General features: G+C 50.9%; 13 protein-coding genes. 3 read left to right on the top strand and 10 right to left on the bottom strand.

The genetic code is table 11. From position 1 onward, the window contains the following. Nucleotides 1-128 precede the first annotated feature (128 nt). Complete coding sequence (locus ACYUJT_RS05680; protein ID WP_460319426.1) at nucleotides 129-1,013, bottom strand: EamA family transporter; 885 nt, start codon at nucleotides 1,011-1,013, stop codon at nucleotides 129-131. Nucleotides 1,014-1,209: 196 nt separating this feature from the next. On the opposite strand from ACYUJT_RS05680, the gene mscL reads away from it, so the two are divergent. Continuing rightward, complete coding sequence (gene mscL, locus ACYUJT_RS05675) at nucleotides 1,210-1,590, top strand: large conductance mechanosensitive channel protein MscL (RefSeq protein ID WP_460319425.1); 381 nt, start codon at nucleotides 1,210-1,212, stop codon at nucleotides 1,588-1,590. 87 nt (nucleotides 1,591-1,677) lie between these two features. On the opposite strand, the gene ACYUJT_RS05670 is transcribed toward mscL, so the two are convergent. Beyond that, on the bottom strand, nucleotides 1,678-3,966 hold the full coding sequence (locus ACYUJT_RS05670) for a glycoside hydrolase family 3 C-terminal domain-containing protein (protein WP_460319424.1): 2,289 nt from the start codon (nucleotides 3,964-3,966) through the stop codon (nucleotides 1,678-1,680). Nucleotides 3,967-4,401: 435 nt separating this feature from the next. Here ACYUJT_RS05670 and ACYUJT_RS05665 point away from each other — a divergent pair, with 435 nt between their 5' ends. Beyond that, a complete protein-coding gene (locus tag ACYUJT_RS05665; RefSeq protein WP_460319423.1) occupies nucleotides 4,402-5,379 on the top strand; it encodes a helix-turn-helix transcriptional regulator in 978 nt (325 codons plus the stop codon). Between the two features lie 65 nt (nucleotides 5,380-5,444). Here ACYUJT_RS05665 and rhaD read toward each other — a convergent pair whose 3' ends face one another. Then, entirely contained in the window at nucleotides 5,445-6,293 is an 849-nt protein-coding gene (gene rhaD, locus ACYUJT_RS05660; protein WP_460319422.1) for a rhamnulose-1-phosphate aldolase, read from the bottom strand. 221 nt (nucleotides 6,294-6,514) lie between these two features. Here rhaD and ACYUJT_RS05655 point away from each other — a divergent pair, with 221 nt between their 5' ends. Beyond that, nucleotides 6,515-7,270: a DeoR/GlpR family DNA-binding transcription regulator gene (locus tag ACYUJT_RS05655; RefSeq protein WP_460319421.1), complete on the top strand. Its 756-nt coding sequence runs from the start codon at nucleotides 6,515-6,517 to the stop codon at nucleotides 7,268-7,270. A 70-nt stretch (nucleotides 7,271-7,340) separates the two neighbouring features. On the opposite strand, the gene ACYUJT_RS05650 is transcribed toward ACYUJT_RS05655, so the two are convergent. The 7 genes from ACYUJT_RS05650 to ACYUJT_RS05620 all read right to left on the bottom strand — a co-directional run bounded on the left by ACYUJT_RS05650 (nucleotide 7,341) and on the right by ACYUJT_RS05620 (nucleotide 14,660). Continuing rightward, on the bottom strand, nucleotides 7,341-8,333 hold the full coding sequence (locus tag ACYUJT_RS05650; RefSeq protein ID WP_460319419.1) for a dihydrodipicolinate synthase family protein: 993 nt from the start codon (nucleotides 8,331-8,333) through the stop codon (nucleotides 7,341-7,343). Between the two features lie 30 nt (nucleotides 8,334-8,363). Further along, nucleotides 8,364-9,551 (bottom strand): M20 metallopeptidase family protein, encoded by a 1,188-nt coding sequence (locus ACYUJT_RS05645; RefSeq protein WP_460319417.1) that lies wholly within the window; start codon nucleotides 9,549-9,551, stop codon nucleotides 8,364-8,366. Beyond that, nucleotides 9,544-10,905 (bottom strand): transcriptional regulator, encoded by a 1,362-nt coding sequence (locus ACYUJT_RS05640; protein ID WP_460319416.1) that lies wholly within the window; start codon nucleotides 10,903-10,905, stop codon nucleotides 9,544-9,546. Before ACYUJT_RS05640 ends, ACYUJT_RS05645 begins: the two co-directional genes overlap by 8 nt. Before the next feature lie 26 nt (nucleotides 10,906-10,931). Next, nucleotides 10,932-11,720: a sugar phosphate isomerase/epimerase family protein gene (locus ACYUJT_RS05635; RefSeq protein WP_460319415.1), complete on the bottom strand. Its 789-nt coding sequence runs from the start codon at nucleotides 11,718-11,720 to the stop codon at nucleotides 10,932-10,934. Nucleotides 11,721-11,736: 16 nt separating this feature from the next. Further along, nucleotides 11,737-12,720: a Gfo/Idh/MocA family protein gene (locus ACYUJT_RS05630; protein ID WP_460319413.1), complete on the bottom strand. Its 984-nt coding sequence runs from the start codon at nucleotides 12,718-12,720 to the stop codon at nucleotides 11,737-11,739. A 157-nt stretch (nucleotides 12,721-12,877) separates the two neighbouring features. Further along, nucleotides 12,878-13,702, bottom strand: coding sequence for a carbohydrate ABC transporter permease (locus ACYUJT_RS05625; protein ID WP_460319411.1), 825 nt, complete (start codon nucleotides 13,700-13,702; stop codon nucleotides 12,878-12,880). A 31-nt stretch (nucleotides 13,703-13,733) separates the two neighbouring features. Beyond that, on the bottom strand, nucleotides 13,734-14,660 hold the full coding sequence (locus ACYUJT_RS05620; protein ID WP_460319786.1) for a carbohydrate ABC transporter permease: 927 nt from the start codon (nucleotides 14,658-14,660) through the stop codon (nucleotides 13,734-13,736). Between the last annotated feature and the right edge of the window lie 98 nt (nucleotides 14,661-14,758).

The raw sequence follows: 14,758 nt of genomic DNA, 5'->3' as shown, positions 1-14,758 counted from the left end.
TAGCCATAATATAGCATATGAAACTATTAATTTCTATATTTTACATAAATATTGTTATTAATTGTTAGCATCAATATAAAAAAGAGTGATATGTCAAAAAGACATACCACTCTTGCTTCAAGTTGCTATTAAAAAACACGCAGCGCAATCATGCCAATGATGCATATGGACATGCCGATGACTTCGAGCCTTCTAAATTTCTCTTTTACAAAGATACGAGTATAAAGAAGAATTAATAGCACATTCATTGCGACAACGGCCGACACCAGCCCCGTAATGCCAAATTTAAATGCGGTTATGATCAGAATCATTCCGAAAAAATTGGTTAAACCGATCGCCATGCCGCTGAAGAAAGTTCGTTTTTCATTCCACTTGCCCTCCTCCGCAGAGGATTCGTATGTGCCGGAAGCCGCTGATTTCCGTTTGCGATTTTTATCGATCAGCCACCAAGCAGCAAAACAGATCGATCCGACGGAGAACATGTAAAATAACGTGGGAAACAGCTCAGCTTCCAAGCGCGTTGACATCTTGCCAGCCATATCGTTTAAGCCGAAAAATACCATCGCCAGCAATCCCCACTGCGCTCCCTGCAAATTCCCGATTCGCAGGTCATTCGAATATCGAACTGTCAAAATTCCTGCTACGATGAGGAAAAACGCAAGCATCTGCCCTAGGGACAGCGTCTCCCCCCACATCAAGTAGGCCAGCGTGACGACAACGACAGGCGGGAGCCCGGTCAGAATTGCGATGATCGACGGTTTGCCAACAGCGAATCCTTGGAACATGCAGGCATTCGCCACAAAAGAAAACGCTCCCATAAATACGCCTGTAAGCGCGCTCAACGTCCAGCTCTGTCCAAATATGAAGCCGCCTATTAAACTAGCGAGCGCTCCGGTAAAAAATACCCCGAATAGCATTAAATTACGATCCAATCCCTGTTTTGATGACCAATGGTACAAAATACCGCGCAGACCAAAACTGATCGCAGCGAGAGAAGCGAATAACAGCCACATTTTCTTGTTAACTCCTTCTTCTAGTTGAACTCGTTATTAAAAGCCGCTAATTATGCATTATACCATCATCCTGGATATTGGCCATCACCATTGTCACTATTTTTTACAAGTTCTCTGTTTGGGCTTTTCTTGTTGCCAAGTAACTTAAGCTCAATTAATCTTATATTAAGTTTGAACACCGTCAGGAGGGACATTCATGTGGAAAGAGTTCAAATCATTTGCATTTAAAGGAAACGTACTGGATTTAGCCATTGCCGTCATCATCGGCGGGGCGTTCGGGAAAATTGTCAGCTCGGTCGTCGAGGATCTGATCATGCCGCTTTTGGGTATATTGCTAGGCGGGCGCGATTTCTCGAACATCGTGATCCAGGTCAATGAAGCAACGATCAAAATCGGCTCGTTCATACAAACCGTGATCGATTTCCTGATCATCGCCTTCTCTATCTTCCTCTTCACAAAATTGCTCAGTAAATTGAAGCGTAAAGAAGAGCCAAAGGCGGATAAACCCGCAGAACCAAGCAAAGAAGAGCTGCTGCTCACTGAAATCCGCGATCTGCTGAAGAACAAGCAAATTTAGGGGAACAAGAAACTCACTGCAGCTATTCTACATAACAACACCCGCAGCGAAGCATATCTGCAAGCTGCGGGTGTTGTCTTGTTATTCTCAGGAAGAAGCAGCATTTGCTGCATTCAGCGTCGCGATCATTTCTTCCATCATTTCTTCCGTAAATGTACCTCCACCAAAATTAACCAACGCGCGCAGCGGCATATATTTCATCATCGCTGCCAGCATTTCCGCCATGTTCCCCTCATCGCTCATCTGCGCAAAAGGATGCGTCTCGTTCACTTTATCGAGCAGCTTCTTCGCTGTCGCAGAAAGATGCGGATCGGCAAGCAAATCTCCGACCAGCGTATTCCGGTGCACCTTCATTTTGATCGCTGTGCCCGAACGGACAAGCAGCGTGTCGCGCAGCACGATTTCACGGGAAGATTTCCCGATCAGCACTTCGAATTCCCCCGTTTCGACATGCCAATCGTTTAACTCGACATTGTAATATGCGAAGGAGCGTTTATCGAGAGTAAAAGTAACTTTCTTCTCCTCTCCCGGCTCTAGGCTGACCTTCTCAAAGCCTTTCAGCTCTTTCTCCGGTCTCGTTACACTGCTTTGCACGTCTCTCACATAGAGCTGGATAGTCTCTTTACCGGCAGTCTTCCCCGCATTTTTTACGAATACGCTGACTTCCACAGTATCGGAATCCTTGATTTCCTTTGCGCTGATCGACATATCCCGGTAACTGAACTCGGTATAGCTCAATCCATGCCCAAACGGGAACAGCGGCTTGATTTCTTTGGCGTCGTAATAACGGTAGCCGACGAATATTCCTTCCTTATACTCCACCTTGTCCCCGTCACCCGGGAAATACAAATAAGAAGGGTTATCGCTGAGCTTCATCGGGAACGTCTCAGCAAGCTTGCCGGAAGGATTCGCATCGCCGAACAGAAGCGAAGCAATCGCACCGCCGAGAGCCTGCCCGCCTAAATAGCCTTCAAGTACCGCTCTTACTTTAGGCAGCCACGGCATTTCAATCGGCGACCCGTTGCTGAGCACCGCCACGAGATTCGGCTGAACAGCAGCCACTGCTTCGATCAGAGCGATTTGGTTCTGCGGGATGCTGAGATGCTCACGGTCATAGCCTTCCGATTCGTAACGGTCGGGTAAGCCGATAAACAATACAGCCACATCCGAATTCTGCGCCGTTTCCTTCGCCTTGGCAATGTATTCCGCGTTGATTTCATCATGTTCCAGAGGGTAGCCCTCGGCAAATGACACCTCTGCTCCGCCCGCCGCCCGAACGATCTCCTCGTACACATTATCCAGCTTGGTCGGCAAAATATGCGAGCTGCCTCCGCCCTGGTACCTAGGTTGTGTCGCCAAAGTACCGATCACGGCAATCTTCCCTTGCTTTGCAAGCGGCAGCAGCTGATCCTCATTTTTCAACAGCACCATGCTTTCCATGGCTACTTCTTTGGCCAGCTGGTGATGCGCCTCCCGATCATAAACAGCGTTCTCCTGCTTCTCGTCAACCGCCTTGAAAATAATGTTCAGCAGTCTTTCCACAGCCTGATCCAGCTTCGCTTCCGGAAGCATCCCATTTCGGACAGCCGCGATCACTTTCTGCTCCCCGAGGCCGTTGCTCGAAGGCATTTCCAGCTCCAATCCTGCTTCAAGCGCATTTACGCGCTCATTGACCGCACCCCAGTCGGAAACGACAAAACCTTCAAAGCCCCATTCATCTCTTAAAACATCGGTCAGCAGCCCTTCATGCTCGGAAGCGTATTCGCCGTTTACTTTGTTGTAGGCGCACATGACCGTCCAAGGCTCGGCTTCCTTAACGGCATACTCAAAGCTGGCCAGATAGATTTCGCGCAGCGCTCTTTCGTCGGCGACCGCATCGGTCGACATCCGGCGATGCTCCTGATTGTTGGCGGCGAAATGCTTTAACGACGTGCCTACCCCTTGGCTCTGCACACCGCGTATATGGCTCGCCGCCATTTGCGAGGAGAGGTATGGATCCTCGGAGAAATATTCGAAATTTCTGCCGCACAGCGGCGAACGTTTGATATTGGCTCCCGGTCCGAGCAGCACCGCCACATTCTCTGCCTGGCATTCCTTGCCCAGCGCCTCGCCAACCTGCCAGATCAGCTCCCTGTTCCATGTACTGGCCAAGCCGACGGCCGACGGGAAGCAGGTAGCCGGCACACTTTCATTCAGTCCTAAATGGTCGGAACCTTCCGCCTGTTTGCGCAGGCCATGTGGCCCATCCGTCACCATGATAGAAGGAATGCCCAGACGTTCGATTCCTTTCAAATGCCAGAAATCAAGTCCCGAGCATAATCCGGCTTTCTCCTCCAACGTCATTTGGGCAATTAATGATTTAACATCTCTTTTCATAGGCTCCTCCTGTTCCATGCGAAATCGCTTTCAAGAACTATATATCTATTATAAGAAGAGCAGTTGATTATTTATGGTGTTTATTTAAGCTTTTTGATATTCTTTTAACATTATTTCATGGGAATTATCGTGGAAATCGCCGGAATATGCTATGTTCGAAGTAAGAACCAAAAAGGAGATTATGTCATGACTCTGCCAGCCTGCCATTCATTGAAATATATTTGCAAGCTCATGTGGCACTCTTTTAAAATTCCGGTCTTTTATTTGAATGAGCATAAAAAGATCGAGCTCGAATTCTCCGCTAATTTTGTATTAAACCCTCATTTCTCGTCCAAAAACAGCTGGTTGTCTCAATTTTGCGCAACGCAAACCGGACATATGCCCACTCTTTTCAGAACGGATGATTCGGAGACCTTTATCTCCGTTCCAGTTCGTATGGACGAGGAACAGAAAGGGGCCATCCTGCTTGGTCCGACAACAGAGCGGGAGCTGGCCGATGAGGAAATTCAGTCCTTCGACATTGAACACGACCTGCATGGCGAACTGGCGGCCTACTATCGCTCCCTCCCCGTGCTGTCGATCCCGGACTGCGTTTATGCTGCAATGCATCTGCACTATATGCTGTATCAAGAGGAGCTTGATCCTGCCTCTGTCTATACGCACAGCCGTTCGTTAACGAGCGTGTTTAAAGGAATCGAGGATCCGATTCTTACGATCTCCGAACGCCGCCAGAATACAGCCATGCATCATGATGCCTTGTTCGAGAAAAAATCAATGCAAGCAATAAAGGAAGGCAATAAAGAAGAGGTTATCCGCAACTGGAGGCAGCTCCCCCATTACGGCGAAGTCGGGCTTCTCTCTAAAACGAGCGAGCTCAGAAGCAAGAAAAATCTCGCGATAACCGTCATTACCCTGGCGACCCGGGCCGCAGTGGAAGGCGGACTGCAATATGAAACCGCCTTGACCATCAGTGACCTGTATATTCAAAATGTCGAAGAGTTCAATGACAGCAAGGCGGTCGACTATTTCATCGAGGAAGTGCTGTCCGATTATGCGGAACGCGTGCATCAAGCCAAACGGAACCGATACTCCAAGCCGATCAATATTTGCCTGGATTATATGTTCAAACATCTGTACGACCCGGTCAGCTTGAATGATTTGGCCCAAAAAGCCGCGCTCCATCCCAATTATTTATCCGCGCTGTTCAAGCGCGAAGTCGGCTGCTCCCTACGGGAATATATTCAGCGAACCAAAATTGAAGAAGCTCAATCCCTATTGCTGCTTACGAATCGACCCATTTCGGAAATATCGGCCTTGCTGAATTATCACGACCAAAGCTACTTTTCGAAAATCTTCAAGAAATTCACCGGAGTTACACCCATCGAATACAGAAATAAACGAAGCGTCCTGTGAACGCTTCGTTGATGACGCCGCACGAACGGGCAGCACAGCGTGTATGAAAAAATTCGTTATTACAGTTATTTGGTGTTCAAAATGCCTTCCCGCGGCGTTACGCCAAATGCTTGGGCCAGCTCAGCCAACTCCCCGTCGGTGATTCGCTGCCTGATCGGCTGATTGACGATGAGCATATAGATTTGCGCCGCCTTTTCAATCGTTTCAATGAGCCCGAAGGCCTCGTCAATGGAGCTGCCCGTGCCAAAAATGCCATGATGCGGCCATACCACTGCCCGGTGGTCCTGCATTTTCTCCGCCGTTGCCATGCCTATTTCGCTGGAGCCCGGTACCATCCAAGGGATAACGGCGATGCCGTCCGGGAAGACGACGATGCATTCCGTACACATCTCCCAGAGCGTCTTTGTAAATTTTCTTTCATCCAAATCATGAATAAAAGTCATGGCGATGACGTTCGTCGCATGGTTGTGAATGACGACGCGGTGATTTGGATCGACCTTCAAGCGTTCGATATGGCTCATGAAGTGAGACGGCAGTTCACTCGTCGGCACTGCGCCGTCTTTCAATCCCCACAGCAGCTCTAATTGCTCTCCGTCCTTCGAGACGCGCAGCACGCCAAGATTTCCTTCCGGGTCGGCAACGACATTCTTAAAGTACTTGCCCGAACCGGTAACGATAAAGTAGCGGCCAGCCAGTTCATGCACGGGAAAGGCAGGCTTGATCGTACGGATCACCTCATGAATATCCAGGTACTCCGACACTTCGGCTTCATCAAGAATACAGCTTACATTTCCGCCGTTCCGCTCATCCCAGCCAAACCTCCACATATGCTGCGTAATTTGCGCCATTTCCTTCACAAAAGGAATATCCAGCTTGCGCGTACAGGATAAAGGTTGCTGTTTAAAAGTTGTCATCGCGGTTTCTCCCCTTCTCTTATCTTTCAAACCCTCTAAACTTCTTTCTTCTACCCACATCGTACCTGTGTTTGTATACCAAGTCAACGTAATCAAACATAAATAAATGTTGTTTTACCTGTTTTATTCACTTTCGTTAACGTTTTTGTAACAAAACTATACTTTTCTTTTTTTCAAACATATAATAAGGAGCATAATGAAGCACGGAGAAAGGAGTTTCTATGCTAGCAGCTGAACGGCGCCAAATTATGATCAATATGGTGCATACGGATAAACGCGTCCTCGTCTCGGAGCTCAGCGGCAAATTCAACGTTACAGAAGAAACGATTCGCCGTGATCTGGAGAAGCTGGAGAAGGAAGGCATCGTCACCCGAACCTATGGAGGCGCGATTTTAAATAGCCATACTAATGAAGACCTGCCCTTTACGACCCGGAATGCCACAAATTCGGAAATCAAGCAGCAAATCGCTGCTAAAGCATTAGACCTGATCAATGACGGGGATACCTTGATGATGGACCCTAGCTCTACCTCCCTTGAGCTTATGAAGCTTCTGCACCAGCGCAAAAATTTGACCGTCATCACGAGTTCGATTCATATTCTGCATGAATATTTGAACACCGGAATTCAAATCATTTCCACTGGCGGAACATTGCGTCCCCGGTCGATGTCCCTGGTCGGCACGAACGCAGAGGAAGTCGTGAAGAAATACAACGTGGACAAGGTAATCATGAGCTGCAAAGCGTTATTCCTCGGCAAGGGGATCATGGATTCCAACGAACCGGAATGCGAGTTGAAGAAAGCTATGCTGCGCCAAGCCGGTAAAGTGCTGTTGCTTGCAGACCATTCGAAGTTCGATAAGACAGCATTCGTTAAGCTCATGGAATTCGATGATATCGACATGCTCATCACGGACCGGGAGCCCGAGTCGGCATGGATGGACATGCTGAAGGAGAAGGAAATCGAAGTCGTTTTCTGAGCGCAAAAAGGCTCTCCAGCCAGTTAGATGGCAAATGGAGAGCCTTTTTGATTTTTGAATTATTTTCAGATTAATATAACTGGTACTTATCAATCGCCTGGCGAATCAAAGCCAGCTCCTGTTCCGTCATTTCGTATCCTGCAATATCATAGGCCGCTTCCTGCGGAATGACGCCGGCAATGGCCAGGCAATGAAGCATTCTTAAAATGTATTTATCCATCGGCTCCGTGAAAGTAACCTCGGCGAATCCGTCCACGCGCTCCGATAAGTCGAGAAACCTGGCATAATCCTGTGCGCGATGCGCCTTGATCAAGTCCGCCTGAATATTCGGAAATGCGGTGCCAAGGCCAACGAGCGCGCTGCGTGCGCCGCGCATCAGGGCATAACCAAACATCCTGTCTTCTCCCGTGATGTGCAGCTGGCCGGGGAACTCTTCGGCGAGAAGCCGGGCAACGTCCTGCATCGTCATGATGCTGTCCAGCGTCGCTATTTTGATGCCGATCACATGGGGCAGGGACAGCAGCTCCCGCAGCAAATTCAAGGAATACGACCATCCGCCAGCTCCCTCATATAAATAAAATATAAATAGCGGAATGCCGAGCCGAGCCAAATCGCGGTGATATTCAACCGCGGCCGCTTCCTGCTCATGATCCGGCAGCTGGCGAAGGAGGACAGGCGGAAATACGAGCAAAGCATCTGCTCCCCCAGCGATAGCTTCCTCGGCCATGATTTTACTGTCCATTCGCCAACGCTCGATTCGATCAACCATGCATAAAGCATCGTCGGACAGCGCTCCTGTCCCCGCAATGACCATTCTAGAGGGACCCAGGGCCGCTCGCCACAACTGCAAAATATACCGGCGCTGCTCCGGCTGCAAATGCAGCCCTCTCCCGGTATGCGCCCACACCGCTACCCCAGCGATGTTCTGGTTAGCCAAGTAAGAAGCGTAAACGGCCTGAGCCTCGTCGTGAATCCTTCCATCCGCATATCGCGGAACCGGAACAGCAGGAATCAATCCTCCTTCCAGTGCTGTCCTAACCCGCTCCTCCGGCCTCAGCATCATTTTATCCCCCCCTTTCATAGCACCTAGGCATTAGTCCTTATCCCGTAAAAAGTTGCGTACGAATTGCGCCAAATATGCGGCGCCATAGGTTAGTGACTTCTCATCGACGGCAAGCTCGGGATGATGCAGCGGAAAGCTGCCCCTGCCTTCCCCACCCGTGCCGATCAGCAGAAATGCGCCTGGAACGCGCTCCATGTAATACGCCATGTCTTCGCTGGTCATTTGCGCATGCTCAAGACGTTGGATTGCTTTCTCTCCGTACAGTTCGTAAAGCGCCTTTTCGGCGTAGCTGATCCACTGGTCATCATTTACGGTAGGTGGATACCCAAACTCATACTGAACGTCAGCCCGGGCGTTCATTCCGGCCGTGACCGCCTGAGCAAGTTCTGTCACACGGGCTCGCATCCTTTCGCGGGCAGCTGAATTCACCGCACGAACTGTGCCGCGAATCTCCACCTGATCCGCGATGATGTTCGGGATGCTGCCTCCGTGAATCGAGCCCATGCTCAGCACAACGGCGTCCGCCGGGTCGCTCTCGCGGCTGATCAGCACCTGCAGCGCCGAGAGCACCTGAGCCGCGGCGATAATTGCATCAACACCTTGATGCGGAGCCGCTCCATGACTGGAACGGCCATGGACCGTAATATCGACATGATCCATGCTTGCCATGATTGTCCCCGCCTTTACGCCGAAGCGGCCCGTCGGCAGGTCCGGCCACAGGTGTAAACCGATGATGCCGTCCACGCGCGGCGAGTCCAGCACCCCGGCATCGATCATGTGCCGGGCACCGCCCAGCATTTCCTCCGCCGGCTGAAAGATAAACTTGACCGTCCCGGCCAACTCGTGCTTTAGTCCGGTCAGTAACCGGGCGGCGCCTAGCACCATGGCCATATGTCCATCATGGCCGCAGGCGTGCATCACGCCCTCATGCCGTGATGCATAAGGCAGCCCTGTCCGCTCCAGCAAGGGCAGGGCGTCCATATCCGCCCGTACCGCGATGCACGGCCCGGGACGGCCCGTCTCGAGCAGCGCCACCACCCCGGTGCCGGCAACGTCGCGCTGCACCTGGAGCCCAAGCTGCTCAAGATGCCCCGCCACGTACGCTGAAGTAATAAACTCCTGAAATCCAAGCTCGGGATATTGATGCAAGTGGCGGCGAACGGCTACAATTTCTTGTTCTAGAGATAAGGCGACTTGCAACAGGCTCATATTATTCATAGTCGACTCCTTCTAGGTTCAAAGAATAAATTTGCCGAGGTCTGCCCCGGCCGGCAGGCTGTTCCTCCCCTACGATGCAGGCGATCTCGTATTTCTCCAAGGCCGCCATAATCCGCCGTGCGCTGCGGAGCGTAATGCCGAAGCCCTCGGCCAGCTGTGCAGCGGTAATCTTCGACGTTCCGAGCCTCCGGCATAAGGAGATAAGCTTATTAATCGTGCCGACGCTCAGACCCACCATCTTCGCTAACGAGATAAGCTCGGGGTTCTCGCTCCGTGCTGAATATTCCAGTTTCAGCTCCGAGCCCATCGGGCCGTAAACCATTCCGTCCTGCATAATCAGGAAGCAATTGCCGCCGCCTCCTGCCTTGGCCTTGAGCAGCGCTTCGCGCGCTTTGCCTTCCGCCTCATTGGCTGTACGGCCTATGCCAATGCCGATGCTGACATTCCACTGCAGCCGCTCCATGACTTCCAGCAGCAGCGGGGCGTCATGGAATTTGCGCGTCACCTGCTCGATAATTCCCCGCGTGGTGATGAACGACACTTCATCCGAATCGCTCCATTTGATCAAGGACTGAGTTTCTTCCCCGAAATCGATCAAGATTTGCTGCAGGATGATTCTTTTGCGCTGGATGTCGTATTCGGATGCTGCCTCTTTGGCGACCTGCTCAAAGTTATCGATGTTCATAATGCCAACGGCGATTTGCGTGCTGCTGTAGCGAAGGCTCTTCCCCTCCAGCAGTGCGCAATTCAAGGCGTCTCGGATCGCCGATTGCGTCGGCACGACGCGGAATGCAGGAACGCCGAGCTCGACCAGCCGATGATACACCGAAGTTACGCAGGTTACCGTCACCGTTACTTTCCCCGCTCTCCATAAGTCATAATGAAAGGCGACGAATTCTTCATGGCTCATGCACGATGCATAGGTTTTGATGTAAATGTCACGAATAGGCAGACCGATTTCCCGAAGCGGCTCCTCCACCTCGTTTCGCTGCAGCACGTCTACGCTGATTGGCAGCCGCTCATCGAAGGACAGAATATGCTGACGGTAGCAATCAAACAGCACCTTATACAATGCTGTCCCCGAATAAAACACGTGTACCATGGGTTTGTCGGGCGATGCCGCCAAAGCGATTTGATAAGGTATCGGCCCCGTGAAGAGCAAAATGTCCGCCTGATCCTGAATTTTCTCGATCACCTCGAGCGTCTCCCGTTCGTGGCAGTAAGGCGCAGGGAGCATGGACAGCTCAGAAAACAAAGACCCAATATGGAGCACCGCATCGACTAAATCATGCGGACCGATGACTGCTACCTTCATGTTCATCGACATGTTCGCCACCCCCAGAATCAGGATCATATGCTTTAATTCAGGACAAGAACCCGCTACTGCGTGTATTCGATTAACTCCGCCAACGATTGCTTAGCCAGTTCCAGAGCCTGGCCTCCGAAATATTCGAACGAGATGAAGCCTTGATACCCTAAGGCAAGCAGTTTGCCGAAAATGGCCGCGTGATTCGCGTCGCCCTGCAATATGGGCACGGCTTCGCTTTTACTCCAATCCTCATGGTTCCAATGGTAATCTTTAAAATGCACATGGCCGACCAGCGGATAGAATCGCTCCAGTACCGGAAGCGGATCGAGCCGATCCACGCAGAGATTGAACCCGTCATAGATAAGTTCAATTTCATTTTCATAGGGTTCCAGCAGCCTGTTTAAGCCGTCGGTCGTGTCGGCCAGCGTATTATTGTGAATCTCGACCACAAGAGAAACGCCTTGACCGCTGCAAATTTGGAGCGCCTCCCGCAAGCCTTGTGCGGCCATGCGCCAATGTTCGTTTTCCGCCTTTCCAGAGGGTACATGACCCGCAAATACGCGAATTCGCGGACATTGCAGCGCGCTGGCCCACTCCGCCGAACGCCGAAGGCTCTCAAGCTCGGTTTGGTACGCTTCTCCCCCCTTCGTAAAATAGCAGTATTCGCTAATGCAGGGTACTTGCAGCCGGTTGGAATCCAGCAACTCCCGCATTTTGCTCAACGTACCGCCGCGATTCAGGTAGTCTTCGATATGTCCGCGCCAGATTTCCACTCCTTGCAGCCCCATGCCTTTGGCTTCAGCGGCGATCTGTTCGATTGGCATCGTCTTTAATCCGGTCGTGCAAATGCTAAACTGCACAGAGGCTTGTTTATCATTACTCTGTATCAACGGTTTGTTCCACTCCCGTCTCGTCCGAGCGGTACACCGCTTCCAAGACGGCGATGACCGATCTAGCGTATTCACCCGAGCTGTCCGGCTCGACATCCTGCCTGATCGCCTGCAACAAATCTTCGAATTGCAGAACGAACGGGTCAGAGCTATATGGAGGCTTAACCTCCTCATACCGCCCGTCCCGGCTCACCCACAGCCCTTTCGCGGAAACGAGCCTGATCATCCCTTGCGCAAATATCAGCTCGGTCTCGTCCTTGGGTACGCCTGCGTACCCGGATTGCACAATAACGGCCGATACTCCGCTTGACGTTTCTAGAAAAAGACTGCCGCTTCCCTCCACATCGCCCTTTTCCCCTTCAAAAGACAATGCCGCCTTAACCTTCTTAATTCTGCTGCCCGTCAACCACTGGATCTTGTCAATGGAGTGAGCGCCCAGATTCATGAGAATGCCGCCGCCTGCCTTGGCTTTCTCCAGAAACCACGCTGGGCGGTTTTCATTGAAATAATACAAATGGCGGGTATCCTGGATTGCAATGAGCTTGCCAAGCTCTCCGCGTTCAATGAGCGTCTTGGCCAGCAGATTGGCCGGCCAGTAATGCTGGGTATGCCCCACCATAAGCTTGACGCCTGCCTCCCTTACCCCTTTCAGGATTTCGTCGCACTGCTTCAAATTAAGAGCCATTGGCTTCTCCAGGAGCAGATGACAACCCTGGGCGGCACACCATACGGCGCATTCCTCATGCAAAAAATGAGGCAGTGCGATAATGGCAATGTCCGGCTTTTCTTTGCGGATCATCTCCTTATAATCGCTGTAATAAGTGATGTCGTACTCGCCGCTGACGGTTCTGCCTCGCTCCTCGTCGATATCTGCAACGGCCGCCGCGCTCAGCTCCTTCATTTGCCGGATTGCGTTCAAGTGATTGCGCGAGATGATGCCGGCTCCGATAAGTGCGACCCGATAGGGCATGCGAGCCCCTCCTTTCTTGAGGGTTACTTTATACCGGAAGAGATTGCCTTTGGCACAAACTTTCCCGGTTATTTGATACCGGACGAATTTGTGCCTTGGCCCAAATTCATTCGGTCATTTTATTCCGGGGAATTTGCCTTGGCTCAAATTCGTCCGGTCACTTTATTCCGGACGAATTTGTGCCTTGCACAAAGTATTTCTCCGCAAACAAAAACACCAGCAATATCGGAATCAAGCTCATCAACGCCGCGGCAACCATATACTGCTCATTGCCCGACCACTGCCCGGCCATGGAGAGGATGCCGATCGGCAGAGTGAAGTTCTCTTTCGAAGTCAGGAAGATCGCCGGCGACAATATCTCGTTCCACTTCGTCATAAACGTAAAGACAGCCAAGGTGGCGAAGGTCGGCTTGCACATAGGCAGGAATATTTTCCAATAGATCTGGAACGGGTTGCAACCATCCAGCTTAGCGGATTCCTCGTAATCCTTTGGAATCATGAGAAACGCCTGCCGCATCAGGAATATGCCGAACGGCTGGGCCAGCCACTCGATAATCCACAGCGGCGTCAACGTGTCAAGCATATGCAGCGATTTAAAAATAACGAATTGCGGGATGATCAGCACGACCGGAGGAATCATCATCGTGCCAAGTACGATCATGAATAGTGTATTTTTGAAGGGAAAACGCAGTCTAGCGAACGCATAAGCAACCATAGAGCATGAGATCAGCGCTCCGCCCACGGATAGCACCGTCACGATGACGCTATTTATCGTATATTGCTCGAATGCGCCCAGCTTCCACACCTCGGAGTAATTGCTCCATTGGACCGGGCTTGGGAACCATTTGGGCGGGAAGGCTGTATACTGAGCATAGGTTTTCAAGGAATTGAACAGCGTTGTCAGAAACGGCAAAATCATAATAAGCGAACTAATAATAATGACAGCGTAACCCGCACTCTTGCGAAATCCATTCAGCTTCATTCCGGAGCCTCCTTTCGACATGCTGTGCTATTCATTCGTAATGCACCCACTTTTTCTGAAGCGTAACCTGCAGGGCGGTAAGAATGAACAGGATGACGAACAGCACCCAAGCAATCGCTGAAGCATATCCCATGCGCAGGAAAGTGAAGCCTTCCTGATACAAATAAATCATCAGCACAAGGCTTGATTTATTCGGTCCCCCAGCCGAAGATGCGTCGAGCGCCCCTCCCGTCATCACGTAAATTTGCTCGAACGCCTGGAAGGTGGAAATCGTGCTCAGAATGAGAACGAGAAACGTCGTGCCCGAGATCAATGGCACCGTAATATGCATGAATTTACGGAATACGCCAGCTCCGTCAATTTCGGCCGCCTCGTATACATCTGAAGGAACGTTCTGCAATCCGGCAAGAAAAATGACCATGATGTAGCCGATCCCTTTCCAAACGGCGATCATCACCAGCAGAGGAATGACGAGACGTTCATCCTGAAGCCATTTTTGCGGTTCCAGCCCTATTTTCAGGAGAAAAGAATTGGCGATCCCAAAGCGGGGATTAAAAATCGCATCCGAAACATACAAAATGACCGTCCAAGAAGAAATGACCGGTACAAAATGCGCCAATCGAAAAAATTTCAATCCCCGCAGCCGCTGATTCAATGCCGTCGCTAAGATCAAGGCCAAGATGGTCTGCAGCGGCACGAATAGTACCGTGAAATACACCGTGTTCCACATCGCCTTCCAGAATACCGGCTCATGGAACAGCTTCTTATAATTCGCCAGGCCCGCCCACTGCGGAGCGTTCAAAATATCATAATGAGAAAAACTGAAATACAAGGAGGCAAGCAGCGAACCTAGCACAAACACAATAAAATGAATGATATAAGGGGTTACCATCAGCAGTCCCCACTTGCTGTCGCTATTAAGGCGCCGCCTTCGCGGGGCTAATGGTTTGACTCCCATCCTTACCTTTTCCGTTTTTTCCATCATGATCATCACGCTTTCTGTCGCTATTCTAGAGGGCCGGCATTTGGCGCCAGCCCGTAATTATCCAACCTATT

The organism is Paenibacillus sp. YSY-4.3, assembly GCF_054767475.1.
The sequence above is the reverse complement of the archived record's forward strand: the minus strand, read 5'-3'. Positions and strand labels throughout refer to the sequence as shown.